The sequence below is a fragment of the Mesorhizobium prunaredense genome, assembly GCF_900156895.1.
GTDB classification, from domain to species: Bacteria; Pseudomonadota; Alphaproteobacteria; order Rhizobiales; family Rhizobiaceae; genus Mesorhizobium; species Mesorhizobium prunaredense.
On the sequence record NZ_FTPD01000004.1, the window covers coordinates 1 to 24,235 of the forward strand.

General features: G+C 63.3%; 24 protein-coding genes. 12 read left to right on the forward strand and 12 right to left on the reverse strand.

Going from position 1 to position 24,235, the window contains the following annotated elements; translation table 11 throughout:
• The first annotated feature begins 268 nt into the window (after window positions 1-268).
• Together BQ8794_RS03930 and BQ8794_RS03935 are read left to right on the forward strand one after the other, a co-directional pair.
• Entirely contained in the window at window positions 269-568 is a 300-nt protein-coding gene (locus BQ8794_RS03930) for a DUF1236 domain-containing protein (protein WP_077373476.1), read from the forward strand.
• A gap of 59 nt (window positions 569-627) precedes the next feature.
• Window positions 628-1,086: a hypothetical protein gene (locus BQ8794_RS03935; protein WP_077373398.1), complete on the forward strand. Its 459-nt coding sequence runs from the start codon at window positions 628-630 to the stop codon at window positions 1,084-1,086.
• A gap of 103 nt (window positions 1,087-1,189) precedes the next feature.
• Here the strand turns inward: BQ8794_RS03935 and BQ8794_RS03940 are convergent, their stop codons facing one another.
• Complete coding sequence (locus BQ8794_RS03940) at window positions 1,190-2,362, reverse strand: amidohydrolase (RefSeq protein WP_077373479.1); 1,173 nt, start codon at window positions 2,360-2,362, stop codon at window positions 1,190-1,192.
• 109 nt (window positions 2,363-2,471) lie between these two features.
• On the opposite strand from BQ8794_RS03940, the gene BQ8794_RS03945 reads away from it, so the two are divergent.
• Window positions 2,472-3,326: an AraC family transcriptional regulator gene (locus tag BQ8794_RS03945; RefSeq protein WP_077373401.1), complete on the forward strand. Its 855-nt coding sequence runs from the start codon at window positions 2,472-2,474 to the stop codon at window positions 3,324-3,326.
• A 61-nt stretch (window positions 3,327-3,387) separates the two neighbouring features.
• Here the strand turns inward: BQ8794_RS03945 and BQ8794_RS36005 are convergent, their stop codons facing one another.
• Window positions 3,388-4,914, reverse strand: a complete 1,527-nt coding sequence (locus BQ8794_RS36005) for a nuclear transport factor 2 family protein (protein ID WP_210189809.1) — start codon at window positions 4,912-4,914, stop codon at window positions 3,388-3,390.
• 59 nt (window positions 4,915-4,973) lie between these two features.
• Window positions 4,974-5,477, reverse strand: coding sequence for a nuclear transport factor 2 family protein (locus BQ8794_RS03960; protein ID WP_077373407.1), 504 nt, complete (start codon window positions 5,475-5,477; stop codon window positions 4,974-4,976).
• Between the two features lie 126 nt (window positions 5,478-5,603).
• On the opposite strand from BQ8794_RS03960, the gene BQ8794_RS03965 reads away from it, so the two are divergent.
• The 3 genes from BQ8794_RS03965 (at window position 5,604) to BQ8794_RS03975 (ending at window position 8,015) form a co-directional block, all read left to right on the forward strand.
• Window positions 5,604-6,512: a LysR family transcriptional regulator gene (locus BQ8794_RS03965; protein WP_077373410.1), complete on the forward strand. Its 909-nt coding sequence runs from the start codon at window positions 5,604-5,606 to the stop codon at window positions 6,510-6,512.
• 179 nt (window positions 6,513-6,691) lie between these two features.
• The gene (locus BQ8794_RS03970) at window positions 6,692-7,498 is read left to right on the forward strand and encodes a copper homeostasis protein CutC (RefSeq protein WP_077373413.1); all 807 of its coding nucleotides are present in this window, start codon (window positions 6,692-6,694) and stop codon (window positions 7,496-7,498) included.
• Window positions 7,499-7,517: 19 nt separating this feature from the next.
• The gene (locus tag BQ8794_RS03975; protein ID WP_077373418.1) at window positions 7,518-8,015 is read left to right on the forward strand and encodes a GNAT family N-acetyltransferase; all 498 of its coding nucleotides are present in this window, start codon (window positions 7,518-7,520) and stop codon (window positions 8,013-8,015) included.
• A 184-nt stretch (window positions 8,016-8,199) separates the two neighbouring features.
• Here BQ8794_RS03975 and BQ8794_RS03980 read toward each other — a convergent pair whose 3' ends face one another.
• The 4 genes from BQ8794_RS03980 to BQ8794_RS03995 form a co-directional block, all read right to left on the reverse strand.
• Window positions 8,200-8,997 carry an FAD binding domain-containing protein gene (locus BQ8794_RS03980; RefSeq protein ID WP_077373421.1) on the reverse strand — a complete coding sequence of 266 codons (798 nt, stop codon included), beginning with the start codon at window positions 8,995-8,997 and terminating at the stop codon, window positions 8,200-8,202.
• A 115-nt stretch (window positions 8,998-9,112) separates the two neighbouring features.
• On the reverse strand, window positions 9,113-11,461 hold the full coding sequence (locus tag BQ8794_RS03985; protein WP_077373424.1) for a xanthine dehydrogenase family protein molybdopterin-binding subunit: 2,349 nt from the start codon (window positions 11,459-11,461) through the stop codon (window positions 9,113-9,115).
• A gap of 118 nt (window positions 11,462-11,579) precedes the next feature.
• Complete coding sequence (locus BQ8794_RS03990; RefSeq protein WP_077373482.1) at window positions 11,580-12,074, reverse strand: (2Fe-2S)-binding protein; 495 nt, start codon at window positions 12,072-12,074, stop codon at window positions 11,580-11,582.
• 255 nt (window positions 12,075-12,329) lie between these two features.
• Window positions 12,330-12,761, reverse strand: a complete 432-nt coding sequence (locus tag BQ8794_RS03995) for a hypothetical protein (protein WP_077373427.1) — start codon at window positions 12,759-12,761, stop codon at window positions 12,330-12,332.
• Window positions 12,762-13,056: 295 nt separating this feature from the next.
• Between BQ8794_RS03995 and BQ8794_RS04000 the strand changes: the two genes are divergently transcribed.
• Both BQ8794_RS04000 and BQ8794_RS04005 read left to right on the forward strand, forming a co-directional pair.
• The gene (locus BQ8794_RS04000; RefSeq protein ID WP_244554847.1) at window positions 13,057-14,136 is read left to right on the forward strand and encodes an FIST signal transduction protein; all 1,080 of its coding nucleotides are present in this window, start codon (window positions 13,057-13,059) and stop codon (window positions 14,134-14,136) included.
• A gap of 8 nt (window positions 14,137-14,144) precedes the next feature.
• Complete coding sequence (locus BQ8794_RS04005; RefSeq protein WP_077373433.1) at window positions 14,145-15,485, forward strand: ATP-binding response regulator; 1,341 nt, start codon at window positions 14,145-14,147, stop codon at window positions 15,483-15,485.
• Between the two features lie 122 nt (window positions 15,486-15,607).
• Here the strand turns inward: BQ8794_RS04005 and BQ8794_RS04010 are convergent, their stop codons facing one another.
• Window positions 15,608-16,291 carry a response regulator gene (locus tag BQ8794_RS04010; protein ID WP_077373485.1) on the reverse strand — a complete coding sequence of 228 codons (684 nt, stop codon included), beginning with the start codon at window positions 16,289-16,291 and terminating at the stop codon, window positions 15,608-15,610.
• A gap of 157 nt (window positions 16,292-16,448) precedes the next feature.
• Between BQ8794_RS04010 and maiA the strand changes: the two genes are divergently transcribed.
• Window positions 16,449-17,099 carry a maleylacetoacetate isomerase gene (gene maiA, locus BQ8794_RS04015; protein WP_077373436.1) on the forward strand — a complete coding sequence of 217 codons (651 nt, stop codon included), beginning with the start codon at window positions 16,449-16,451 and terminating at the stop codon, window positions 17,097-17,099.
• A 20-nt stretch (window positions 17,100-17,119) separates the two neighbouring features.
• Window positions 17,120-18,160 carry a zinc-dependent alcohol dehydrogenase family protein gene (locus tag BQ8794_RS04020; protein WP_077373439.1) on the forward strand — a complete coding sequence of 347 codons (1,041 nt, stop codon included), beginning with the start codon at window positions 17,120-17,122 and terminating at the stop codon, window positions 18,158-18,160.
• Window positions 18,161-18,459: 299 nt separating this feature from the next.
• On the opposite strand, the gene BQ8794_RS04030 is transcribed toward BQ8794_RS04020, so the two are convergent.
• The gene (locus BQ8794_RS04030; RefSeq protein ID WP_077373443.1) at window positions 18,460-19,323 is read right to left on the reverse strand and encodes a DMT family transporter; all 864 of its coding nucleotides are present in this window, start codon (window positions 19,321-19,323) and stop codon (window positions 18,460-18,462) included.
• A gap of 106 nt (window positions 19,324-19,429) precedes the next feature.
• On the opposite strand from BQ8794_RS04030, the gene BQ8794_RS04035 reads away from it, so the two are divergent.
• On the forward strand, window positions 19,430-20,833 hold the full coding sequence (locus BQ8794_RS04035) for an aminotransferase-like domain-containing protein (RefSeq protein WP_077373446.1): 1,404 nt from the start codon (window positions 19,430-19,432) through the stop codon (window positions 20,831-20,833).
• A 39-nt stretch (window positions 20,834-20,872) separates the two neighbouring features.
• On the opposite strand, the gene BQ8794_RS04040 is transcribed toward BQ8794_RS04035, so the two are convergent.
• The 3 genes from BQ8794_RS04040 to BQ8794_RS04050 form a co-directional block, all read right to left on the reverse strand.
• Complete coding sequence (locus BQ8794_RS04040) at window positions 20,873-21,373, reverse strand: MaoC family dehydratase (protein WP_077373489.1); 501 nt, start codon at window positions 21,371-21,373, stop codon at window positions 20,873-20,875.
• A gap of 242 nt (window positions 21,374-21,615) precedes the next feature.
• Window positions 21,616-22,044 (reverse strand): phasin family protein, encoded by a 429-nt coding sequence (locus BQ8794_RS04045; RefSeq protein WP_077373449.1) that lies wholly within the window; start codon window positions 22,042-22,044, stop codon window positions 21,616-21,618.
• Window positions 22,045-22,140: 96 nt separating this feature from the next.
• Window positions 22,141-23,436 (reverse strand): DUF445 domain-containing protein, encoded by a 1,296-nt coding sequence (locus tag BQ8794_RS04050; protein WP_077373452.1) that lies wholly within the window; start codon window positions 23,434-23,436, stop codon window positions 22,141-22,143.
• Between the two features lie 197 nt (window positions 23,437-23,633).
• Here BQ8794_RS04050 and rirA point away from each other — a divergent pair, with 197 nt between their 5' ends.
• Complete coding sequence (gene rirA / locus BQ8794_RS04055; protein WP_077373455.1) at window positions 23,634-24,095, forward strand: iron-responsive transcriptional regulator RirA; 462 nt, start codon at window positions 23,634-23,636, stop codon at window positions 24,093-24,095.
• The last annotated feature ends 140 nt before the right edge of the window (window positions 24,096-24,235 follow it).

The following is a 24,235-nucleotide window of genomic DNA, read 5'->3' on the forward strand; positions in this document are numbered from 1 at the left end:
GACTCAATTCATCCCGCTCTAAAGTTCATAGCGCCTACGGATTCATAGCGATTGAAGCGTGCAGTTGGTGCGCCCCGCAGCCCGCGGCATCTCCCTTTGCGCGCGACGCGTCAGACTTAGGTCCTACGCAAAGGCCTGCCGAATCGGACCGAAGCCCTGCTAAGGAACGTTTGCGGCTGCCTCAAGTTTGGGTAAGCAAGGCGCGGATGCCGTCCAGCGCAAATGGGCTTACAAGTCCTTACAAGTCACAGACATAAAGGAGGCACTTATGAGAATGCATCTTTCCACCGCAGCCGCGGGACTTTTTCTGCTGGCCAGCGTTGGCGCTGTTGCCGCTCAGGACGTGATCATCGCACCTGAACAGGAGACCGTGATCAGGCAATATGTGAAAGAGCAGCCGCTCGCATCCGTGGAACTCCCTGGGGTGGAACTCAATATTGGTTCAACGATACCCGAGACGGTCGAGCTTCATGAAGTTCCCGACGTCGAGTATCGTTACGTCGTCGTCGACAATCGCACCGTTCTTGTTGATCCCGGCACACGCAAGATCGTCAAGATCATTCAGTGACCTGAACGCGAGGGGAGGAGACGCCCGCCGCTTCGAAACGAGCGGCGGGCGACTATGCGATGGGCAGTGTCAAAATGCGAACAATCAGCAGACTTTTCGATTCCCGCGACCAGGCAGCGCGTGCCGTTGCCGCGCTTCAGGCGGCAGGAGTTTCTCAAGAACAGATCAGCGTCATCGGACCTTACGACGACGAAATCAGGGCTGTCCTGCGCGGTCCGGGCGGTGCCGCACTTGGCGCGGCCGCTGGTCTGTTAATCGGCCTGGGTGCTTTTGAGGCCACCGGCATTGATCCTGTCGGGGCGGTGGCTGGCCTAACTCTCGTCGGTGGGGCATGCGGCGGCTTTGCCGGTGGGCTTCTCCAGGCATCTGCCGATGTTGCCAAACAGCCGGGTGAGCCGAACGTTGAACAAGGCGTCATTTTTGTGATGGCGCAGGTCGATGAAAATCAGGCCGATACCGCGCAGGCCGTACTGGAAAATCCTGTTCGCGTAACGCAACTCGCGGCCACGGTCGGGTGAGATGCGTCGGGTTGGTTCGCGCATGACTCCTTCCCGGCTTATCGCGCACGAATCGCATTCAGATCGGCACTTTCCGCTGAGCCCTCAGTTTTCCCTCTGACGGTCACGAGGCGGGAAGCGTCTGCTCGACCAGATTGACGTAGTAGCGCAGCACGGTCGGCACGATCTCGTCATTGAAGACGTAGCGGTCGCCGTGCAGGCCCTCGCCGGGTCCGACATCGCCGACGCCGATCCACGCGTAGCAGCCGCCTGCCGCGCGGATCATGAAGGCGAAATCCTCGCAGCCGAGGCTCGGGCTGAACTCGGTCGTGACGTTCTCGCTGCCGACGGTGGCGGCGGCTGCCGCGATGGCGCGGGCCGTGGCGTCAGCCGTGTTGATGAGCGGCGGATAGCCCTTGTGGTAGTCGAGGGTGGCCTTGAGCGCATGGGCTGCGGCAATGCCGTGGGCGATCTCGCCGACCAGTTTCTCGCAATGATCGGAATGACCAGGCTCGAAAAAGCGGCAGGTGCCTTGCAGCCAGACCCTGCCCGGCACGATGTTGCCAACATTGCCGCCGTGGATCTGGGTGAGGCTGACGACCAGCGCGGTTTGCGGATCGATCGAGCGGCTGACGATGCGCTGAACGGCCTGGACAAAGGCGCCCGCGGCCAGGATCGGGTCGTCGCCGAGCTGCGGCATGGCGGCATGCGCGCCAAAACCCTCGAAGGTCAGCTCGAAATTGTCGACGGCCGCCATCTGTGCTCCAGCGCGAGCGGCGATCGTCCCCTGCTCCAAGCCCGGCCAGTTGTGGACGGCATAGATCGCCTCGACCGGGAAACGCTCGAACAGGCCGTCTTCGATCATGCGCAGGCTGCCGCCTTCGTTTTCTTCGGCGGGCTGGAAGACGAAGTAGACGGTGCCGTCGAAGGCGCGGGATTGGCTGAGCAATCTGGCTGCGCCGAGCAGCATGGCGGTGTGGCCGTCATGGCCGCAGGCGTGCATCACGCCCTCGTTCCTGGATGCATAGGGCAAGCCGGTCCTCTCGACGACCGGAAGCGCGTCCAGCTCGGCGCGAAGACCGATGGCGCGTGTGCCGGTGCCGCTGCGCAGGACGCCGACAACCCCGGTGCCGCCGATCCCCTCATGCACCTCATCGAAGCCGAAGGCGCGCAGTTTCTCTGCAATGAAACGTGCCGTTTCGTTCTCGTCGAATCCGAGTTCGGGATTGCAATGGATATGGTGGCGCCAGGCTATGACCTCTGGTGTCAGAGAGGCGATCGGGTCATTGTGCAGCACGATGACTCCTTCCACGCCGGCAAAGGGCGGGTTTGATCCGCTGCATAACGATTAGTAGGTCGCACAACAGGCGTCTTGAACCAGATTGACCGCTGCAGGGACAAAAGCCGTGGACGCGACAGAGACCAGGAAATACTGGCGCCATCCCTGCTTCCCTGAGCTTGGCCTGTTCAAGGCGCGCTTCACGCAGCATCGCTACGAACTGCACACGCACCCAACCTATGTGATCGCGCTGATCACGGCTGGCTGCGAACGCATCCGCATCGGACGCCACAAAATTGTCGCTCCGGCAGGCACCATTGCCGTCGTCAATCCCGAGGAGTGGCATGACGGGGAACAGGGTGCGGATGAAGGCTGGGCCTACCGGACGTTTTATCCGCCGGTGCCGCTGATGGCGGGCCTCGCCCACGAACTGGGCAGGGCTGACGCTCCGGTCTTCTCACGTCCTGATATCGAAGACAGCGATCTCGCCGCAGCGTTGATGGCAGCACACCAGAGCTCGATCTCACAGGACGCGACGCAAGCCGAGACGTCGCTTCTCGTTGCATTGAGGCGTCTCATCGTTCGGCATGGCGATTGGGGCGGGCGGGTAGAGGAGATCGAGAGCTCGGGATCGCGACGGAGGTTCTCACTCTACGAGCAGCTTGTCGAAAGCGACCTTGGCTCGCAGCTCGACCTGCAGCGTTTTGCCGACGTCGCGCGCGTCACCCGGTTCCAGGTCATCCGGGATTTCAAGAAGGCGATTGGCCTCACGCCTGCAGCCTATATCCGCGACCGGAGACTGCGTCGCGCCAGCTCCTTGATCGAACAGGGGCTCGGCCTCGCAGAGGCCGCCATTGCGGCAGGTTTCGCCGACCAGAGCCATCTTTCCCGTGTGTTCCGGACCATGCATGGCATGACGCCGGGCATGTTCAGGAGAGGCAAACCTCCCGAACTAAAACGAGTTCACATCGAAATGAACTGATCGGGCAGTGGCAGGACCACCAATGTCGGCGCCAATCGGTTCCCGGCGCAAGCTTGCGTTGTCATTTCGCCGCCTCCACCCGGTCCGCAGCGGCGGCCAGCACGGCGCGGTCGCCCTCCTCGTACAAGCGATGGATCGAGATGGCGCTGACGCGCCAGCCTTCGGGCGTCCGCACCAGCCGGTGCAGATAGCTGGCGCCGACCGTCCAGAACCGCGTGTCGATCCAGTGGCTGGCGCGAACATGGCTGCGCGCGACCGCATCGTTGCCCGCGCTTTCAACAACGATGTTGGTGATAAGGTGCTGGGTGGCGTCGAAGCCGGGCAGCAGACCTTGCCACTGAGCAATCAGCGCGTCGCGGTCGCTGGTCGCGGCCTCGCCACCGAAAAGGCTGGTATAGTCGATCGTGACGCGATCCGCGAAGTAGGATTTTACCCGATCCCATTCGCGCAAATCGGCATAGAGGCCGATCCCCGCCCCCGCCTCGGCGATGGCGGTCTTGTCTTCGCTCGTCAGCGCAGCCGTGGACTGCATGGTGCTCAAGGCCGGCAGAGCGGCAAGCGTCGCGGCAAAAACTGCCGAGGCCAAAACAAACCGGCGGGTGACGGGGCTCATTGTCCTGCCTCCCCTGCACTGCCCAGCGTGGCGCGGAAATGCGCGGCGACGGCGTCGCTCGCCGCCTTCACCGGCGCAGCGCGGTCGTAGAAATCGAACTGGGTGACGTTGTCGAGCCACAGCTGCTGCTTCGGCCCGGTCAGCCGCGCGTAAAATTTGCGCGCCCTGCGGGATGGCAGCCGCCTCGCTGTGCACCATCAGCAAGGGCTGATGCAGGCGCCGAGCAGGCTGGATCGCATCGAATGTCAGCCAGCCCCGCCAAAAAGCCGGGTCGGCCTCGTTGCGCCAGGCCGGGATCATGCCGCGATCGGGCTCGGTGTAGTAAGGCACTTTGAACATGATCGCCCGCTCGTCGGTCAGGCTGGCGGCGGGCAGGAAAGTCTGTTTGCCGGTGCGGCGATACGCGGCCTCGGCCGCATCGCCCGCGGCTTCAAGCCTGGCGACCCCGTCCTTGCCGCCATAGGTCTGTTCGACCACCTCGGCATCGTGCAGCCAGGGCGCGACCAAAGCGACCGACTTGATCGCGGTATCTTTAGCGGCGGCGTTGACCATGTAGCCGGAGCTGGCGCAAATGCCGAGCCCGCCGATGCGGTCCTTGCTGATCTCGGGCCGGGTCGCGAGATACGCGACCGCCGCTTCGATGTCGGCGATCTTGGCGCTGGGATCCTCATACTGGCGCCGCCCGCCGCCGCTCTCGCCCCAACCGCGAAAGTCGAAGGTCAAGGCGACGAAGCCGCGGTCGGCCAGCTCGCGGGCGTAGCGGGCCGGCATCTGTTCCTTCACCGTCATCCAGGCGCCGGTCACGACCAGCGCGGGCCGAGGTCTCGCCGGGCCCAGATCCTCGGGCAGATAGAGATCGCCGACGATCTGCTCACCGTGCGCGGCGAAAGCGACGCGCTCGACGCGCGGTGCGGCGAAGGCGCCGGAGCCGAGGGCGACGGCGGTTGCCGTGGCTAGCGTCAGGATTTTCAACATCGCAAATCTCCTTTGGCCTGGAGCGAAAAGCGCGGCGCGACGGATTAAAGGCCGCCGTCTCAGCGGTCGTCCGCCAGTCGGCCGGGCAGTGGCTTCAGCGGGTAGTGCGTCCAGTAGAAGGCGTCCGACTGGTACATATCGGTCAAAAAATTCTGCGCCTCGGTGATCTTGCCGTCCTTGATGCGAAACATCAGGGCGTAGAGCTGGTCGATCTCGGGACCTGAGCCGACGTTCGACCAGCCGCGATGGATGTCGACGACGAGATCGCCCTGCGCCTGGAAGAAGATCGGCTCAGCCCTGAATTTGCCGTCGACCAGGCCACGGAAGAAGGCGACCACTTCCTCCGGCCCGCGCTTGTCGCCGGCCAGCGGATGATGGCCGGGAATACGCCACACGATGTCGGGCGCGAGGAAGGGCCGAACGGCCTCCGGGTTCCCGGTCGCATAGGCTGCGTAATAGTCCTTGATCAACTGGATGTTGCGGTCTTCCTGCGGGCCGCCGTTCGCGGGGGCGGCGGACACCACCAGGAGAGCGCCGGCGGCGAGCGAAGCGATCCTGGTCATCGGTCCTGTCTCCTTGCTTGTTCGGGCCATCGCAACAGCGATGCCCGTTCGTCGGGGCAACATGAGGCTTTTTGTTCACTGGAAAAACCCGTATAGTTCGACAAGGCTATTTGGAATATCCTCACAATGCGCCTCGACCAGTTCAGCGGCATCGTCGCCTTCGTGAAGGTCGCGGAGGCCAGGAGTTTTACCCGCGCCGCCGCCGAACTCGGTGTCGCCCCGGCCTCGCTCAGCGAGGCGGTCAAGGGGCTCGAGGAGCGTCTCGGGGTGCGGCTCCTCAACCGCACGACCCGCAGCGTCGGCCTGACCGAAGCCGGCGCCCACTATTTCGACCACGTGCGCCCAGCGGCTGAGGAGATCCGGGCGGCCGGCGCGGCACTGCGCGAGACCCGCGACCGCCCTGCCGGCACACTGCGCCTGAGCCTGCCGTGGATCGCCGCGCCGCTGCTGATCGAGCCGCTGGTGGGGCCGTTCATGGACGCCTACCCGGACGTGCGGCTTAGCCTGATCTTCGACGACAATTTCGTCGATATCGCCGCGCAGGGCTTCGATGCCGGTGTGCGGATCGGCGAGCTTCTCGAGAAAGATATGATCGGCGCGCGTCTGGGCGGGCCGCTGCAGACGGTGGTGTTGGGCAGCCCGGACTATCTGGCGCGTAACGGCACGCCGAAGCGGCCCGCCGACCTCGCCGCCCACCGCTGCATCGCCTTCGCCTTCACCCGCACCCGCGCCATCTCGCCCTGGGAGTTTGTTGTCGATGGACGCCAGGTCGAGTTCACGCCCGACGCACGCCTGGTCGTGAACACACTGCCGCTCTGCATTACCGCCGCCGCGCAAGGGCTTGGCCTGGCCTTTGCCGTCGAAGGCCTCGCTGCGCCGCTACTCGCCTCAGGCGCGCTGGTCAAGGTGCTGGAGCCTTTCTGTCCCACCTACGAACCGCTCCACCTCTATTATCCCAGCCGCCGCCTCGTCCCGCCAAAGCTGCGGGCCTTCATCGATTTCGTCCGCGCCAACGCGCACAATTTGCGGATCTGATGCGCCGCCGCGAAACCAGCCACGGCGCAGATCGGCGAGCCGCTCCGGCTCACCCCCAGGCGCCGACCATCTGCCGGGTGGCGGCGTTGAGGCGGTTGAAGGCGTTGATCGGCCGCAATTCAAACGGCCACACCCGTCTCGTTGAGCCAATAGTTCCGGCTTTCGCGGCACGGAGCCCGATGCTAGGGCTGCAAATCTTTGAATCAGCAACGGATCGCCCTGTGACCGACATCGAACGCCCTCGCCTGCCGCTGATCGAAATCTGCGTCGAAGGCATAGATGGCCTGCTCGCCGCGCAAGCTGCCGGCGCCGACCGGGTCGAGCTCTGCGCCAGCCTCGTCGAGGGCGGCATCACACCGAGTTTTGGCATGGTGCGCGCAGCCGTCGAACTGGCGACGATCCCATTCCACGTCATCGTGCGGCCGCGCGGCGGCGATTTTCTCTACAGTGACGCCGAGTACCGTTCGATGCTCGCCGATGTGCGCGCGCTGCGCGAGCTTGGCGTGGCCGGTGTCGTCGTCGGCTGCCTGAATGCCGACGGCACCATCGACGAAAAGCGGATGAGCGAATTGGTGCAGGCGGCAGGGCATTTGAACGTCACCTGCCACCGTGCCTTCGACATGACGCGCGATCCGACCGATGCGCTGGAAACGCTGATCCGCAGCAAGGTCGGCCGCGTGCTGACCAGCGGCCAGCGCGACAGCGCATTGGAGGGCGTGGCCCTGCTGGCGGACCTCGTCCGACAGGCGGGGAAGCGCATCATCATCCTCGGCTGCGGCGGACTCGATCCAAACAACATCGCCGAGGTGCGGGAAAGAACCGGACTGACCGAAATGCATTTTGCCGCACTCAAGGACGTGCCGAGCGCCATGCGCTACCGCAATCCACAGGTTGGCATGGGCGGCACCGACCTCGACCGCGAGTACCGCAACACGGTGACCGACGCGGCGCTGGTGGCGGCGACGATTGCGGCGGCGCGAGCATGACCCCGAAGGAAGCAAACATTTGACGCAAGCACGGTTGCCGATCGAAAAAGTCTCGCCGCAGGACGAGCCCGCCGTCCTCGCCCTCAACAACGAGCACGCGACCGAGCTGTCGTGGCTTGAGCCGGAACGCCTGTCCTTCCTGCTCGGCGAAGCGTTCTATGCGCGCCGCATCGGCGCGCTCGAAGCCTTCATCATGACGTTCGACCAGGATGCCCGCTACGACAGCCCGAACTTCCTGTGGTTCCGCGAGCGCTATCGGCGCTTCATCTATGTCGACCGCGTCGTCGTTGCGGGAGAAGCGCGTGGCCGCGGCCATGCCCGCAGGCTCTATGGGGATCTGTTCGACCATGCGTTGCGTGCCGGCCAGACCATCGTCACCTGCGAGGTGAATGCCGACCCGCCCAACCCGGCTTCAGATGCCTTTCACGCAGCACTCGGCTTTGCCGAAGTCGGCGACGCGGTGATCCACGGCGGCAAGAAGGCGGTGCGCTACTATACCAGGCAAGTAGCCGGCTGAGGTGCCAGCGCTGCCCTGCCAGTTGCGGTTTGTCAGGGCGAGCCGCTTGGCTCGTGCGTCTCTTCCTTCTCCCCTTGTCGGAAGGCAGTATGGGAGTAGGGCAGTATGTCTACGCTGCTCGCCGACCCAGCCAATTTTTCCTGTTCCCTACTCCCATACTGCCCTACTCCCCTACTCCCCTCCTTCAGGCGTTGGCGGCAGCCACCGCGCGCTTGGCCATCACCACGATCAGATTGGCGCGATAATCGGCCGAGGCGTGGATGTCGCTCATCAAATCATTCGCCGGCACTTTCACTCCGTTGAGGGCAGCGGCGTCGAAATTCGTGGCAAGCGCCGCCTCGATCTCCTTCGAACGAAAGACGCCGCTGTCGCCGGCCCCGGTGACGGCAACGCGGACTCCGTCCGCGCCGTTGGCCACGAACACACCGACGATCGCATAGCGCGATGCCGGGTTGCGGAATTTTTCATAGGCCGCCTTGGCCGGCGCGGTGAAGGTCACCGCGGTGACGATTTCCCCGTCCTCCAGCGCCGTCTCGAACAGCCCTGTGAAGAATGCGTCGGCGGCGATCTCGCGCTTGTTGGTGACGATGGTGGCGTCGAGGGCAAGAAGTGCTGCCGGATAATCGGCGGCGGGGTCGTTGTTGGCGATCGAGCCGCCGATCGTGCCCTTGTAGCGTACCGCCGGATCGCCGATCCGGGACGCCATATGGGCGAGCGCCGGACACGCCTTCTTCAGCTTCTCGTCGCTGGCGACGTCGTGATGCGTGGTGGCGGCGCGGATCGTGATGGTAGAGCCCGCCACCTCAATGCCTTTCAATTCCTCGATGTGCGAAAGGTCGACGAGATCGGACGGTGCGGCAAGCCGCGTCTTCATAGCGGGGATCAGCGTCATGCCGCCCGACAAGAGCTTTGCATCGCCGCTCTCGAGCAGCTTGGCGGCGTCGGCGACGGAGGCGGCGCGGTGATAGTTGAACGAGTACATTTGTCTTTCTCCCTTCGGGGAACGAGCGAATAGGGAGTAGCGAGTAGCGAATAGGGCCTATCCCTTCGCACGCTCTTTGTTCCCTATTCGCTACTCCCTATTCGCTATTTGCTTATCAGTGTTTCGTCGCCCGGATCGCTGCCCAGACCGTGGACGGCGATGCCGGCATGGCGATGTCGGTGATGCCGATGGCGTCGGTGATGGCATTGATCACCGCCGGCGGTGAGCCGATGGCGCCGGCCTCGCCGCAGCCCTTGATGCCGAGCGGATTGCCCGGGCACGGCGTGTTCGAGGTCGAGACCTTGAACGACGGCAGGTCGTCGGCGCGCGGCATGGTGTAGTCCATATAACTCGCCGTCAGAAGCTGCCCGCTGGCATCGTAGCGGGTGCCCTCCAGCAAGGCCTGGCCGATGCCCTGGGCGACGCCGCCATGCACCTGGCCTTCGACGATCATCGGGTTGATGATGTTGCCGAAATCGTCGGCCGCGACGAACTGGACGACCTCGGTCACGCCGGTCTCGGGATCGATCTCGACCTCGCAGACATAGCAGCCGGCCGGGAAGGTGAAGTTCGACGGATCGTAGAATGAGGTTTCTTTCAGCCCCGGCTCCATGCCGCCAGGCAGGTTGTGGGCGGTGTAGGCAGCAAGCGCCATCTGGAACCACGGCACTTGTTTGTCGGTGCCGGCGACCTTCAGGGCGCCGTTTTCGATGACGATGTCGCCCTCGTCGGCCTCGAGCAGATGGGCGGCGATCTTCTTGGCCTTGGCCTCGACCTTGTCGAGCGCCTTGACAACGGCCGACATGCCGACGGCGCCCGAGCGCGAGCCGTAGGTGCCCATGCCCATCTGTACCTTGTCGGTATCGCCGTGGACGATGGAGACGCTGTCGATCGGCACGCCGAAGCGCTGGTTGACCAGTTGCGCGAAGGTCGTCTCATGGCCCTGGCCATGGCTGTGCGAGCCGGTCAGGACCTCGATGGTTCCGGCGGCGTTGACGCGCACCTCAGCACTTTCCCAAAGGCCGACACCCGCTCCAAGACTGCCGACCGCCGCCGACGGCGCCAGCCCGCAGGCCTCGATATAGCAGCTCATGCCGATGCCGCGCAGCTTGCCTCTGTTGGCGGCGTCGGCCTTGCGCTGGGCAAAACCGGCATAATCGGCAGCGGCCATCGCCGCGTCCAGCGAAGCGGCATAGTCGCCGGCATCATAGTTCATGATGACCGGTGTCTGGTGCGGGAACGAGGTGATGAAGTTCTTTCGGCGAAGTTCCGCCGGCGACACGCCCAGCTCGCGTGCGGCGGTCTCCATGGTGCGTTCGAGCAGATAGGTGGCCTCCGGCCGCCCTGCCCCGCGATAGGCGTCGACCGGTGCGGTGTTGGTGTAGACGGCGCGCACATTGGCGTGGATCGCCGGAATGTCGTACTGGCCCGACAACAGCGTCGCGTAGAGATAGGTCGGCACACAGGACGAGAACAGCGACATGTAGGCGCCGAGATTGGCGATGGTGTCGACCTTCAGCCCGGTGATCCTGTTGTCCTTGTCGAAGGCCATTTCGACCGTCGAGACATGGTCGCGGCCATGGGCGTCGGTGAGAAAGCTCTCGGTGCGGTCGGCCACCCATTTGACCGGCACGCCGGTCTTCTTCGAGGCCCACAGGCAGATGATTTCTTCCGGATAGATGTATATCTTCGAACCGAACCCGCCGCCGACATCCGGCGCGATGACGCGCAGCTTGTTTTCCGGCGCGACATTGTAGAAGGCGCTCATCACCAGGCGCGCGAGATGCGGGTTCTGGGAGGTCGTCCAGCAGGTATAGTGGTCCTCGGCCTTGTCGTAGTGACCAAGCGCTGCGCGCGGCTCCATCGCGTTGGGCACCAGCCGGTTGTTGACGATCTTCATGCGGGTGATGTGGGCAGCCGCCTTGATTGCCGCGTTGGTCGCCGCGCTGTCGCCGAGCTCCCAGTCGAAAATCAGATTGCCGTCGGCTTCCGGATGGATCTGTGGCGCACTCCTTTCGAGCGCCTTCGGAGCGTCGACGACTGCCTTCAGTTCCTCGTAGCTGATGTCGACCGCTTCGGCCGCGTCGCGCGCCTGCCCCTTGGTCTCGGCAACCACGACGACCACCGCGTCGCCGACATAACGGACCCTGTCGAAGGCCAGCGGCGACCACGCCCCCATCTTCATCGGCGAGCCGTCCTTGGAATGGATCATCCAGCCGCAGATGAGATTGCCGATGCCGTCGGCCTTGAGCTCCTTGCCGGTCAGCACGCCGATGACGCCCGGCATGGACTGCGCCTTCGTAACGTCGATGTTCTTGATCTGCGCATGCGCATGCGGGCTGCGCACGAAAGCCGCATGCTTCATGCCGGGAACCACCATGTCGTCGACATAGCGCCCGGCGCCGGTAATGAACCGCTTGTCTTCCTTGCGCGCTACACGAGCGCCAACACCTTCAATGCCCATCGCAGAAATTCCTCCCGAAAAAAGTAGGGAATAGGGGAGTAAGGCAGTAGGGGAGTAGGGAATTAAGAGCCAAATCGCTTACTCCCCTACTCCCCTACTCCCCTACTCACGTCATCCCTCACGCCGCTTGCCTGGCCTTGCCCTTCGAAGACATCGTCTCCGATGCGGCGAGGATCGCCTTCACGATGTTGTGGTAGCCGGTGCAGCGGCAGATATTGCCTTCGAGCTCGGCCCGCACCGTGGCCTCGTCGAGGCCTTCGGGATGGCGGTTGACCATGTCGGTCGCCGTCATGATCATGCCCGGCGTGCAGAAACCGCATTGCAGCCCGTGATGCTCCTTGAACGCCGCCTGCATCGGATGCAGGTCGGCGCCGTCAGCCAAGCCTTCGATCGTCACGACGCTCGACCCGGAGGCTTGCACCGCAAGCATCGTGCAGGATTTTACCGCCTTGCCGTCGACATGGATCACACAGGCGCCGCATTGCGAGGTGTCGCAGCCGACATGCGTCCCGGTCAGGCCGAGATTCTCCCTCAAGAAATGAACCAGAAGCGTCCGGTCTTCGGCGGTGCCGCTGACCCGCTTTCCGTTCACCGTCAATGATATCTCCGACATGAAACCTCCCTGGGTGCTACCTTGGTCGTTTTTGGCGTCGGTGGTGCCCGAGCCCTCCATTTTGTCCGCTATTCTTATACCGCATAAAGCACGGGAAATAGTGCCGCGGAATGCCGAGATTGCAGTTTGGCCGAAAATCCGCCTATTGTACTTTCGGTCACGCAAAGACAGGCAAACGGCGGAGCGAAGCGAAACCATGGTCGCCTGGTGATGCCGCCTTGCGGCCATCAGCGGCCGAGGCTGGCCAGGTCGATTTCAGCCGATGCCGTGTTTTCTGAGAACCTCCTGCTCGTCGCCTGACACCCAGCCAAATATTTTAGGCTCTCCGACCAGTTTCTGCACGAGGTAGTGGACGTCGAAATCGATCGTGACGTCAGTTTGGCCTTTGCGCGCAAAGATCGACGTCCAGGCGACGTGGGCAACGCAATGATGCTCGTCAATCGGCGAAATGCGTACATCTCGTATTCGCATCTCCTTGGTGCCGATCGCTCGATAGCGAGCATAGCCTTGTTCCATAGCCTGCTTGAGCTGGTCGTCATTCTTCCCGACCATGATGCCGGCAGGCGACGCTGCAATGAAGGCGGAAGCATAGACCGATGTGACTTCGTCCATGTCGGCATCACCGGCAAGGGATTTCCGGAAAAGCCGCTCGTACCGTTCGAACAGCTTCCTGACCTGGGCGTCCATGGATCACTCCCTTCCGCTGGGGTTTTGGATCTGAAGTTTCTGAGCGCCGATGCCGTCAAAAACAGCAGAAAATTCAATTCCGTCATGTTGGCTCATTGCCAAAGTAGCACTTGAAGACAACAATGACTTCGACGCCGGCGCGGCCAGGAGCACAAAAAGGAGCCGCGCACAAAAAGAGCGTCGGAGGAAATGGAGGAGGAAGCCGCTGGCCAGTTCACGGACGCGCTATGCATGCGGCCTATCGGTTCTCACCACCGACGAACCCGACGCGGATGCGTTCGCCCGGGCGGTGGCAGTGGAAGCCGCGGCCATCGACGCTGGATTTGCCCTGCTGTTTTTCTCGCAAAGCCTGCTTGAGGCAGTCGCCCTTTCGGAAGCGCTGAAGAACCACGCGCCGGCGCTCCGCTATGCCGGCTGTTCGACGGCCGGCGAGATTACGCCCAAAGGCCTGGAGGACGGCCAGGTCATGGCCATGCTGCTTCCCTCCGCATCGTTTTCGGCCGCCAGCACCATGGTCGAAAATCTGTCCTCATCGGGCATGGACGGGATCACCGGCGAAGTCGAGGCGCTGAGGCGTTCGTTACACGGGCGCGTCGGCCACGAGCGAGCCGACACCACTTTCGCGCTCTGCCTCATCGACGGGCTGTCCTATGCCGAGGAAGCGGTCACCTCCGCCATCCATTGGGGGCTCGACGATATTCCGCTGATCGGCGGGTCGGCAGGCGATGATTTGAAATTCGAGACGACGCGGCTGATCTCGAACGGCAAGGTTGCCTGCGACTGCGCCATCATCGTGCTGATCACCACGGAAATTCCTTTCCACGTGTTCAAGACCGACAATTTCGTCCCCACCGACGAGAAGCTGGTGGTGACCGCGTCCGATCCCGATCACCGCACCGTGCGCGAATTCAACGCCACCAATGCCGCCGAGGAATATGCCGCCTCGGTCGGCGTCATCCCGCAGATGCTGACGCCGCTGAGTTTCGCTTCGCACCCGGTGGTGGTGAAAGTGGGCGGCGAATTTTACTGCCGCTCGATCCAGAAGATGCACGCGGACGGCTCGCTGTCGTTCTTCTGCGCCATCGACGATGGCGTCGTCCTGTCCATCGCCCGACCCAAGAACATGGTTGAATCGACGCGTGCCGCCTTCAGGGACGTCGAGGAAAGGCTTGGCGGCATCGACATGATCCTCGCCTTTGACTGCGTGCTGCGCAGGCTCGATGCGCGTAACCGCCAGGTCTTTCGGGAGATTTCGGAGCTCTACAAGGTCAACAACGTCATCGGCTTCGGCACCTATGGCGAACAGTACCGGTCGATGCATCTGAACCAGACGTTCACCGGCATCGCCTTCGGAGAGCGGCAGGCGGCGGAATAGGAGGTTTTATGCCGCTCAGGAACATCAACGACCTGGAGAAGCTGAAGAAGATCAACGCAGCCCTTGTCAGCCGCGTCGAGCGCTCGATGGATCAGCAAGGCAACGCGTTCTCGCTGTTCCAGACCGCGATTTCGCTCGAGAATCGAGTGCGTACGCGCACCGAGGAACTGCACTCGACACTGCGTAGATTGGAACAATCCAACATCGATTTGAGCGCGGCCAAGGAAAACGCCGAACTGGCGAACCTGTCCAAGACAAGGTTCCTGGCAGCCGCCAGCCACGACGTGTTGCAACCGCTGAACGCAGCGCATCTCTCCGTCTCGGCGCTGGCCGAAGTGCAGACCAGCGATGAAGGCAAAAAACTGGTCCGGCAGGTCGAGCGGTCGCTGGAGACGATGGAGGATCTGCTCCGCACCCTGCTCGACATTTCCAAGCTCGACGCCGGCGTCGTGCAGCCCGATATCGGCGACGTCAGCCTGGAGATGCTGTTTTCGTCGCTGCGCTCGGATTTCCTGCCGGTCGCCGAGTTGAAGGGCCTGACGCTAAAATTCCGGCCGGTCAACGCCGTCGTGCGCTCGGACCGCACCTTGCTGCGCCGCATCCTGCAGAACATCCTTTCCAACGCGCTGCGCTACACCCGCTCCGGCGGCGTGCTGGTCGGCACCAGGCATCGCGGCGACACGATCCGCATCGATGTCGCCGATACCGGCTGCGGTATCCCCGACGACCAGCGCGAGGCGGTGTTCGAGGAGTTCCACCGCGGCACTTTCCCGACAGATGCCGGGCTTGCCGGCGGCGGGCTGGGACTGGGCCTGGCCATCGTGCGCCGCATCGCCGCCGCACTAGGACATCCCGTGACGTTTTCGTCGAAAGTCGGACACGGCACGATTTTCCACATCGACGTTCCGGTCGGGATCGGCGCCAGCGTCGATGCCATTGCCAGCAGCGCCGACATGGAGCGGCCGCGCGGCTACGGTCTGTTCGGCACAAAGGTGCTGCTGGTCGAGAACGACGTCGAGGTGCTGCAGGCGATGACATCGCTGCTCGAGCGCTGGCAATGCCTGGTGCGCCCCGCCACCTCGACCGATGCTGCGCTCGACATGCTTGGCGATACGGACTGGGTGCCGGACATCGTCATAGCCGACCAGCATCTCGACGGCGGCGACCTCGGCACCACGACTATCGCCGAGGTCCGCGATTATCTCAGCCGCGCCGTGCCGGCGCTGATCGTCACCGCCGACGGTTCTGAGGCCGTCGCCAAAGCCGCCCGCGCCGCCGGCATCGAGTTGATGCGCAAGCCGCTGAAACCGGCGCAGCTACGCGCCCTGCTGGCGCATCTCTTGGCTTGATCCCAAAGACATTGGCAGAAGGTCGCGAGCGACAAGAAAATGGTGCATTGTCACCGTGATTTCCCGTCCTTGGGCGGAGAAGGTAAGTTCTCGGTGACGGTTTATCACCCTAACGGGTGCGCCTAAAACCCCGCCTGGCCGCGAAACAGCTCGACGCTATCGAGCTTCGAAACTTCGATGACGGCTTGCGTGCGGCTGTAGACGTTGAGCTTGCGCAGGATCTCGGAGACATGCGCCTTGACGGTGGTTTCGCCGACCTGCAGCTCGTAGGCGATCTGCTTGTTGAGCAAGCCCTGGCGCAGCATCTGCAGCACCCGCAATTGCTGCGGCGTCAGTTTGGCAAGGCGCTGCACCATCTCGGCGCGGTCGGTGCTGTCGGCGTCCGGCGGCTGGCCTTCATAGGTTTCGGGCACGTAGATCGCACCGTCCATCACCGAGCGGATGGCGGCGGCCAGATCGCTCTTGCGCGCCGATTTCGGGATGAAGCCGGCCGCGCCGTAGGACAGCGCCTCGGAAATGATCTTGGGCTCCTCATGCCCCGAAACGATGACCACCGGCAGGCGCGGATAGCGGGTCCGAAGCTGCAGCAGTCCGTCGAAGCCATGCACGTCGGGCATGCTGAGGTCGAGCAGCGCCAGATCGAACGGCTTGGCGTCCGCCAGGAGCTCGAACGCCTCGGTGATCGAACGCGCCTCGACAGTATCGACATCCGGATAGGCCATTTGCACAGCGCTGTGCAGCGCCTCGCGAAACAGCGGGTGGTCGTCGATGATCAGAAACCGGGCGCGATCGTTGACTGCGGTCATGGCGTTTCGTTTCATTTCAGGCAGGATAGAATAGCCCAGTGACCATGGCCAGATTATTGGCAAATAGTACATCGCCATCCCTGGCCGAAGGGCGGAGATGGCAATTTTGGGACCACCATGCCTTGCCCGGCCGTCCAAATCGGCCGAATGTGCAGGAATGAGCGACCTCGTCCTGCATAACTACTACCGCTCCTCCACCTCCTACCGGGTGCGGATCGCGCTGGAGATGAAGGGCCTGACCTACCAATATGTGCCGCATCATCTGCGCCACGGCGAGCATCTCGAGCCCGCCTACCTCTCGGTCAATCCGCAAGGACTGGTGCCGGCGCTGATCCTCGGCGACGGCAGGCTGCTGACGCAATCGCTGGCGATCATCGAATTTCTCGACGAGACCAAGCCCGAACCGCCGCTTTTGCCGCAGGACGCGCCTGGCCGGGCCCGCGTCAGGATGCTGGCGCAGATGATCGCCTGCGACATCCATCCGGTGAACAACCTGCGCGTGCTGACCTCGCTGCGCACGCTGTTCGGCGCCGGCGACGAGGACGTCGCCAACTGGTTCCGGCACTGGGTGAACGAAGGTTTCCAGCCGCTTGAAAAGAGTCTTGTTTCATCGCCTGAAACAAAAACATTCTGCCATGGCGACACGCCGGGGCTGGCCGACATCTGCCTGGCCGCTCAGGTCACCAGCAATGCGCGTTTCGGCGTCGACCTGACGCCCTACCCGACGATTACACGCATCCACGCCGCCTGCATGGCGCTACCGGCCTTCCAAAAGGCGGCGCCCGAGAACCAGATCGATGCCGAGTAGAGCAAGTGGAGGAATTGCCGATGAAAGCCGTTGTCTTCGAAAAATTCGGCGAGGTGCCGACGATCCAGACTGTTGCCGATCCGGAGCCGGCAGTGGGCGGCGTTGTCATCAAGGTCGAGGCGACCGGGCTCTGCCGCAGCGACTGGCATGGCTGGATGGGCCACGACGACGGCATCCGCCTGCCGCATGTGCCGGGCCACGAGCTTGCCGGCGTCGTGGTGGCCGCCGGCAGCCAGGTGACCCGCTGGAAGGCCGGCGAGCGCGTCACCGTGCCGTTCGCCGTCGGCTGCGGCCGTTGCTTCGAATGCAGCTCGGGCAACCATCAGGTCTGCGAGCACCAGTCGCAGCCCGGCTTCACCGGCTGGGGCTCGTTCGCCGAATATGTCGCCATCGACCATGCCGACACCAACCTGGTCCGCTTGCCGGACGAGATGGAATTCGCCACCGCCGCCAGCCTTGGCTGCCGCTTCGTCACCTCGTTCCGCGCCATTGTCGACCAGGGCCGGGTGACGCCAGGCGAATGGGTGGCCGTGCATGGCTGCGGCGGCGTCGGCCTGTCGGCGATCATGATCGCCAGCGCCATGGGCGCCAACGTGATTGCGATCGACCTGACCGACGAGAAGCTGGACTTCGCCAGCAAGATCGGCGCGGTGGCGACGATCAACGCCGCCAGGACGCCGAACGTGGTCAAGGCGGTCAAGCAGATCACCAATGGCGGCGCGCACATGTCGATGGACGCGCTCGGCCATCCGACGACCTCGTTCAACTCGATCGCCAACCTGCGCCGGCGCGGCCGCCATGTGCAGGTCGGGCTGATGCTCGGCGATCACGCCAGGCCGCAGATCCCGATGGACAAGGTGATCGCCTTCGAGCTCGAAATCCTCGGCAGCCACGGCATGCAAGCCTACCGCTACCAGGCGATGATGGAGATGATCCGCACCGGCAAGCTGAAGCCCGAACTGCTGGTCGGCAAGAAAATCAGCCTCGAAGAGGCGCCGGCTGCGCTGATGGCGATGGGCGGCTTCGAAGGCATCGGCATCGGGGTGGTGACGAAGTTCTAGCCAAGTCAAGCGCCATGCGACGTCTGGTCAAGGCAATCGCTTTAGGTTCGCGCCGCCCCTCATCGCCCTGCCGGGCACTTCTCCCCGTATAGTGACGGGGAGAAGGGCTGCCCGCGACCTCGGCACCCTTTCTGCAACGCCGGAGATTGGCGACATCCTTTGCGAAGGTGTCCTTCTCCCCGTCACTATACGGGGAGAAGATGCCGGCAGGCAGATGAAGGGCGGCGCCGAGATCGGCTATTGGTCTGAAGCGACTGCCCTGGAAGTCTGGTTCGACAGCGTGGTTTCACCGTCGGCGCTTACCGCGCATATTTCTTCGCACCGACCACGCAGAGCACGACGGCGGCAGTGACGGCGATCATTGCGAGGCTGACCTGCTCGTGCAGCAGGATTGCCGCCAGCCCAAGGCCAAAGAAAGGCTGGAGAAGCTGCAACTGCCCGACCGCGGCGATGCCGCCTTGCGCCAGCCCGCGATACCAGAACACAAAACCGATCAGCATGCTGAACAGCGAGACATAGGCCAGGCCGATCCAGGCGGCGTTGCCGACGTTTTCGAGCGACGGTGGCATGGTGATGAGCGTCAGGGCCAGCATGACCGGCAGCGACAACACCAGCGCCCATGAGATCACCTGCCAGCCGCCGAGTTTGCGGGACAGCGTGGCGCCTTCCGCATAGCCCAGTCCGCACACGATGATTGCGGCCAGCATCAGCATGTCGCCAACCGGCGCGGCCGAAACGCCTTGCGTCACCGCAAAACCGGCAACAAGGGCGCTGCCAAGGCACGAAAACAGCCAGAAAGCCGATTTGGGGCGATCGCCGCCGCGAATGACGCCGAAGATCGCGGTCGCCAGCGGCAACAGGCCGACGAAAATGATGGAATGGGCCGAGGTGATGTGCTTGAGCGCCAACGCGGTCAGCAGCGGAAAGCCGACCACGACGCCGAGCGCCACGATGGCCAGCGACAACAGATCTCGTCGCTCCGGACGCTTCTGGCGAAAAATGAGCAGCAGCGCGAGGCCGAGTATGCCTGCCGTGGCAGCACGGGCGACGGTTAGGAACGCCGGATCGAAATCCATGACGGCGACGCGCGTTGCCGGAAGCGATCCGCTGAAAATCAGCACGCCTACGAATCCGTTGATCCAGCCGCCCGCCGTCTTGTCCATCGCATGCTCCTGATGTTCTCGCCCTCTATCGGGCCGGACCTATGGCGCCGCCAGAGACAATGAAGTACAGATCGACAAAACTGTCATGGTAGATTGAGCAGTACGGATGGACGAGCAGGCGACGGCAAATGAGGGCAGCGGGACGCTTGTCGAAAGCGTCATGGCGACGATCAGGCATAGGATCGCCGCGCGCAGCCTGACACCGGGAACCCGGTTGCCTTCGATCCGGGCTTTCGCGAAAATCATGCAGGTTTCGAAATCCACAGTGGTCGAGGCCTATGAGCGTCTTGCCGCAGAAGGCACAATCCGATCGCGTCCCGGCTCGGGTTTTTATGCCGCCGGACCGCTGGCTCCGTTGTCGCTGGCCGAGATCGGCCCCAGGCTTGACCGTGCCGTCGATCCGCTCTGGGTTTCGCGCCAGTCGCTGGAAGCCGGCGACGGCGTGCTCAAACCCGGCTGCGGCTGGCTGCCGGCGTCGTGGATGCCGGAAGCCGGATTGCGACGGGCGCTGCGGACAATGGCACGCGGCGAAGATGTCACGCTGACCGACTACGGCACCCCGCTCGGGCTGCCGCCGCTGCGTCACCTGCTCGCCCGGCGCTTGGCAGAGCATGGCATCGAGGCCTCTCCCGACCAGATCATGCTGACGGAATCGGGCACCCAGGCCATCGACCTCCTGTGCCGGTTCCTGCTCGAGCCGGGCGACACGGTGCTGGTGGACGATCCCTGCTATTTCAACTTCCATGCCCTGCTGCGTGCTCACCGGGCCAAGGTGGTCGGCGTTCCCTTCACGCCGTCGGGACCGGATATCGAGCTGTTTGCGCAGGCGCTGATCGAGCACCGGCCGCGCCTCTACATCACCAATTCCGCGCTTCACAATCCAACGGGTGCAATTCTGTCGCCGGTCGTCGCCCATCGATTGCTCAAGCTCGCCGACCAATCAGATCTGACGATCATCGAAGACGATATCTTTGCCGACTTCGAACACACCCCCGCACCCAGGCTGGCGGCGTTCGACGGTCTTGGTCGCGTCGTTCATATCGGCAGCTTCTCCAAGACGCTTTCGGCGTCGGTGCGCTGCGGCTTCATCGCGGCTCCGCGCGACTGGATGGAAGGGCTGACCGACCTCAAGATCGCCACGTCCTTCGGCAGCGGACGGCTTGCCAGCGAACTGGTGCTGACGCTGCTGAAGGACGGCAGCTATCGCAAGCACGTCGATTTGCTGCGCACGCGGCTTTCCCGCGCAATGGCTGAGACAAGCAGCCGCCTGAAGGCGATCGGCATCGTGCCGTGGATCGACCAGCCGACCGGCATGTTCTTGTGGTGCAGACTGCCGGAAGGCGTCGATGCAGCGGAAATAGCCCGCCGCGCCTTGGCGGCCAATGTCGTGTTGGCGCCCGGCAATGCGTTCAGCCTGTCCCAAACCGCCAGCCGTTTCCTGCGCTTCAACGCCGCGCAGTCGGCCGACGAGAGAATTTTCAGGACGCTTGAAGAGGCGATGTCGCGTTGATTTTCGCTGTCACGGAAATGCCAGGCCCTCGCTTCGCCCTCACGGCCCTGCCCGCCTGCGCCGCCGCTCATAGAGCATGACCAGCGTTTCGGCGGTCAGCGCCGGCTTCTTCTCACCTTCGATCTCGACGATGTTGGCCGCCTTCATCAGATACTGACCGGGGCCCTTGTCCTCCATGGACAACAGCGTGATCCGCAGCCTGATGCGCGCGCCTGCCCTGACCGGCGCCAGGAACCGCACCTTTTCAAAACCATAGTTGAAGACGGCTTGCGTGTTTTCCGGCACGATGCCCATGTCGAGCGCCAGCGCGCCGATGATCGACAGCGTCAGATAGCCATGCGCGATGGTGGCGCGGAACGGGCTCTGCCGTTTCGCCCGCTCTGGATCGACATGGATCCATTGGCGGTCGCCCGTGCATTCGGCGAACTGGTCGATGCGGCTCTGGTCGACCGTCGTCCAGTCCGACACACCAAGCTCCTGCCCTGTCATCGTCCTGAGCTGTTCGTAGGTCGGCGGCGGCCTCAGCCGTATTTGCGTCATTCCTGCTTTCCCGATGCTTGCCCTGCCTCCGGACCACGAACCGGCCGCCTCTGTCAATTCGGTCAGTGTGTTCCGCTGCGATATCCTCGGCCGGATCGCGCCAGTGGCGGGTCCAGTGCCGGCTTCCAGCACTGGCAACAGGATCATCGGGCAAGAGCAACTTTGTGCGCCTCGGCGGGCCAGCACCAAGGCTTTCACCAGCCGCGATGACGGGAGAAAAGTCCAGCTGCCTGGGAAACAGCCTACTTCTTGTCGTAGCCGCTGCGGATTTCCTCCATCGCCTCCTTGATGCGCTCGCGCAGGATCTCGACCGATTCGGTGCCGGATTTCCTGGCCAGCTCGGCCACCTCGCCGGCATTCTTCAATGCGGTTTCGAAGGATTTCCTGGCGAACGCCGCTTGCTTGGCCATCAGCTCCCGAGGATCGCCCGGAGCCCTGTAGTCCTGCGCCATGTCGGCGATCTCGTGCAGCGTATCCTGCAGCATCTCGCGTTGTCTGGAGAGCAGCGACGACGCTCCGGCAGCGCTTGCCCTGGCCGACTTTTCCAGTGCTTCGAGGTTCTTGCGATGATGGCTGAGGATCGCATCGACATCGACGTTCGGCAGCTTCAGGTCGCGGCCGAACCTGCCGAACATGTCGATGAAAGTGTCGGATTCCGGTCGCTTTGCCATGGTGGCGTCTCCCCTTTTGCTGCGAATGCGGCAGCTGAAGAGAACAATAGGGCACTGGAGCCCCAGGGTCCATTCGGAGGCGCAATACATCGCGGCTCAGTCGACGAGGAACAGCCGTTCCACCGTATGGAGCACGACGCCGGCCAGGCCGCCGATGACCATGCCGTTAAAGCGGATATATTGCAGGTCCCTGCCGATGTTCATTTCGATCAGCCTGGTAAGCTGGGCAAGGTCCCAGCGCTTGACCTGATCGGCGATGAATTTCGAGACGCCGCTCTTCTGGTTTTCGACGAAGGACGACAGCGCAACGATAAACCCCTGGTTCATGTCGGCCCTGATCTGCGGGTCGCCAGCCAGATGGCGGCCGACCTCGACGAACATGTTGGCGAGATGGGCGCGGATCATCGAATTCGGTGCCTTGGCGTCCTGCTCGATGAACACACTGAGGCTTTCCCACATGTCGCCGGCCAGCGCCTTCAGTTCCGGCCGGGCGAGGAAATCGCGCTTCAGTTTCTCGGCGCGCTTGGCATATTGCTTGGACGTCCTCAGCCTCTCGACGAAGCTCAGGACAAAACGGTCGAACTCGGCGCGCATCGGATGATCGGGATCGGCCCTCACTTCGTCGAGCAGCGATCCGGCCGAGGCGACGATCTTCTTCAAGAGATAGGCGTCGGCGCGAAACAGGTTGAACAGCGACGGCAGTTCCTCGCGGATCTTCTCGCGCATCGTCGCCAGCGCCTGCTCGTCGCTCAGGAAGCGGCCGACGACCTTGGTGAATTCGTCGAACAGTCTTTGGTGGCGGCGGTCGTCGGTCACCGCCGACAGCAACTCGGCGGCGAGCGGCGCCAGCGGCACCTTTTCGATCTGCTCCAGCATGCGGCTGCTGACGAAGCCGCGCAGGCCGGATTGCTCGATCGCCGCCAGTGTCTGCGGCACCAGCCGGCCGACGAAATGCGACAGATCGGCGGCGCGGTTGGGGTCGGCCAGCCAGTCGGCGACGAGCGCCGAAAAATCGACCTCGGCAAGCTTTTCGCGCACCGGCTCGGGCGCCAGGAAATTGACCTCGATGAAGCGGCCAAGATTGTCGGCGATGCGGCTCTGGTTCTCCGGAATGATCGCGGTGTGCGGGATCGGCAGGCCGAGCGGCCGTCTGAACAGCGCCACCACCGCATACCAGTCTGCCAGCCCGCCGATCGTCGCCGCCTCGGCGAAAGCAGCGACGAAACCCAGCCACGGATAGTGGCCCTCGAACGACTTGGTCACCGCAAAGATGAGGACGCAGAGCGCGAGCGCTGCGGTGGCGACGAATTTTGTGCGCCGAAGCGCCGAAAGCTTGACCTCCGCGTCGGCATCGAACCGGGCGGATGCCAAAGCCGGTGATGATTGTGACATGGATGAACTGCTCCTGGTCGATGTCGCGGACTTAACTTAGTAATCCGCCCACCCGAATGCGCGCCATATCAGGGTCATGGTTTGCACGACCGCCCACACAAACCTGATCAAAATATTCATCTATCATGCGGTGCAGTCTGGAATTATTCCAAGGTATAGGCCATATTAGCCTTGAGCTACTGCCTCGTGAGGACAAAATGCGGCTGACACGCCAGACCAACTACGCCATGCGCATTCTGATGTATTGCGCTGCGAATAGCGATCGGCTGAGCCGCATCCCGGAGATCGCTGCCGCCTACTCGGTGTCCGAGCTCTTTCTTTTCAAGATCCTGCAGCCTTTGGTCGAGCACGGTCTGGTCGAGACGGTGCGCGGCAGGAACGGCGGCGTCAGGCTCGGCCGCCCGGCCGAATCGATCACATTGTTCGACGTCGTGCGCGTGACCGAAGAGAGCTTCGCCATGGCCGAATGCTTCGAGAACGACGCCGCCGAATGTCCGCTGGTCGACAGTTGCGCACTGAATTCGTCGCTGCGCGAGGCGCTCAATGCCTTCTTCGCCGTGCTCGAGCGCTATACGATCGCCGACATGGTGGCAGCGCGCCCGAATGTGCGCCACCTGCTCGGCATCGACATGCTGGTGCAAAGGGCGCCGGCCGCCTGAGTTTGCGCTTTACCCTCTTCCGAGCGTTTGCGCTGCCCCTCACCTGCCTGCCGGCATCCTCTCCCCGTATAGTGACGGGGAGAGGGACACCCTCATCGACGATTTCGCCATTCTCCATCGTTGCAAGAAGGCCGCCAAGG

What these genes read in the sequence shown, in the direction of transcription:
- BQ8794_RS03930 (WP_077373476.1), top strand. Translation starts at nt 269, where the DNA reads ATGAGAATGCATCTTTCCACCGCAGCCGCGGGACTTTTTCTGCTGGCC.
- BQ8794_RS03935 (WP_077373398.1), top strand. Translation starts at nt 628, where the DNA reads ATGGGCAGTGTCAAAATGCGAACAATCAGCAGACTTTTCGATTCCCGC.
- BQ8794_RS36005 (WP_210189809.1), bottom strand. Translation starts at nt 4,914, where the DNA reads ATGTTGAAAATCCTGACGCTAGCCACGGCAACCGCCGTCGCCCTCGGC.
- BQ8794_RS03960 (WP_077373407.1), bottom strand. Translation starts at nt 5,477, where the DNA reads ATGACCAGGATCGCTTCGCTCGCCGCCGGCGCTCTCCTGGTGGTGTCC.
- BQ8794_RS03965 (WP_077373410.1), top strand. Translation starts at nt 5,604, where the DNA reads ATGCGCCTCGACCAGTTCAGCGGCATCGTCGCCTTCGTGAAGGTCGCG.
- BQ8794_RS03970 (WP_077373413.1), top strand. Translation starts at nt 6,692, where the DNA reads ATGCTAGGGCTGCAAATCTTTGAATCAGCAACGGATCGCCCTGTGACC.
- BQ8794_RS03980 (WP_077373421.1), bottom strand. Translation starts at nt 8,997, where the DNA reads ATGTACTCGTTCAACTATCACCGCGCCGCCTCCGTCGCCGACGCCGCC.
- BQ8794_RS03985 (WP_077373424.1), bottom strand. Translation starts at nt 11,461, where the DNA reads ATGGGCATTGAAGGTGTTGGCGCTCGTGTAGCGCGCAAGGAAGACAAG.
- BQ8794_RS03990 (WP_077373482.1), bottom strand. Translation starts at nt 12,074, where the DNA reads ATGTCGGAGATATCATTGACGGTGAACGGAAAGCGGGTCAGCGGCACC.
- BQ8794_RS03995 (WP_077373427.1), bottom strand. Translation starts at nt 12,761, where the DNA reads ATGGACGCCCAGGTCAGGAAGCTGTTCGAACGGTACGAGCGGCTTTTC.
- BQ8794_RS04005 (WP_077373433.1), top strand. Translation starts at nt 14,145, where the DNA reads ATGCCGCTCAGGAACATCAACGACCTGGAGAAGCTGAAGAAGATCAAC.
- BQ8794_RS04010 (WP_077373485.1), bottom strand. Translation starts at nt 16,291, where the DNA reads ATGACCGCAGTCAACGATCGCGCCCGGTTTCTGATCATCGACGACCAC.
- maiA (WP_077373436.1), top strand. Translation starts at nt 16,449, where the DNA reads ATGAGCGACCTCGTCCTGCATAACTACTACCGCTCCTCCACCTCCTAC.
- BQ8794_RS04020 (WP_077373439.1), top strand. Translation starts at nt 17,120, where the DNA reads ATGAAAGCCGTTGTCTTCGAAAAATTCGGCGAGGTGCCGACGATCCAG.
- BQ8794_RS04030 (WP_077373443.1), bottom strand. Translation starts at nt 19,323, where the DNA reads ATGGACAAGACGGCGGGCGGCTGGATCAACGGATTCGTAGGCGTGCTG.
- BQ8794_RS04035 (WP_077373446.1), top strand. Translation starts at nt 19,430, where the DNA reads ATGGACGAGCAGGCGACGGCAAATGAGGGCAGCGGGACGCTTGTCGAA.
- BQ8794_RS04040 (WP_077373489.1), bottom strand. Translation starts at nt 21,373, where the DNA reads ATGACGCAAATACGGCTGAGGCCGCCGCCGACCTACGAACAGCTCAGG.
- BQ8794_RS04045 (WP_077373449.1), bottom strand. Translation starts at nt 22,044, where the DNA reads ATGGCAAAGCGACCGGAATCCGACACTTTCATCGACATGTTCGGCAGG.
- BQ8794_RS04050 (WP_077373452.1), bottom strand. Translation starts at nt 23,436, where the DNA reads ATGTCACAATCATCACCGGCTTTGGCATCCGCCCGGTTCGATGCCGAC.
- rirA (WP_077373455.1), top strand. Translation starts at nt 23,634, where the DNA reads ATGCGGCTGACACGCCAGACCAACTACGCCATGCGCATTCTGATGTAT.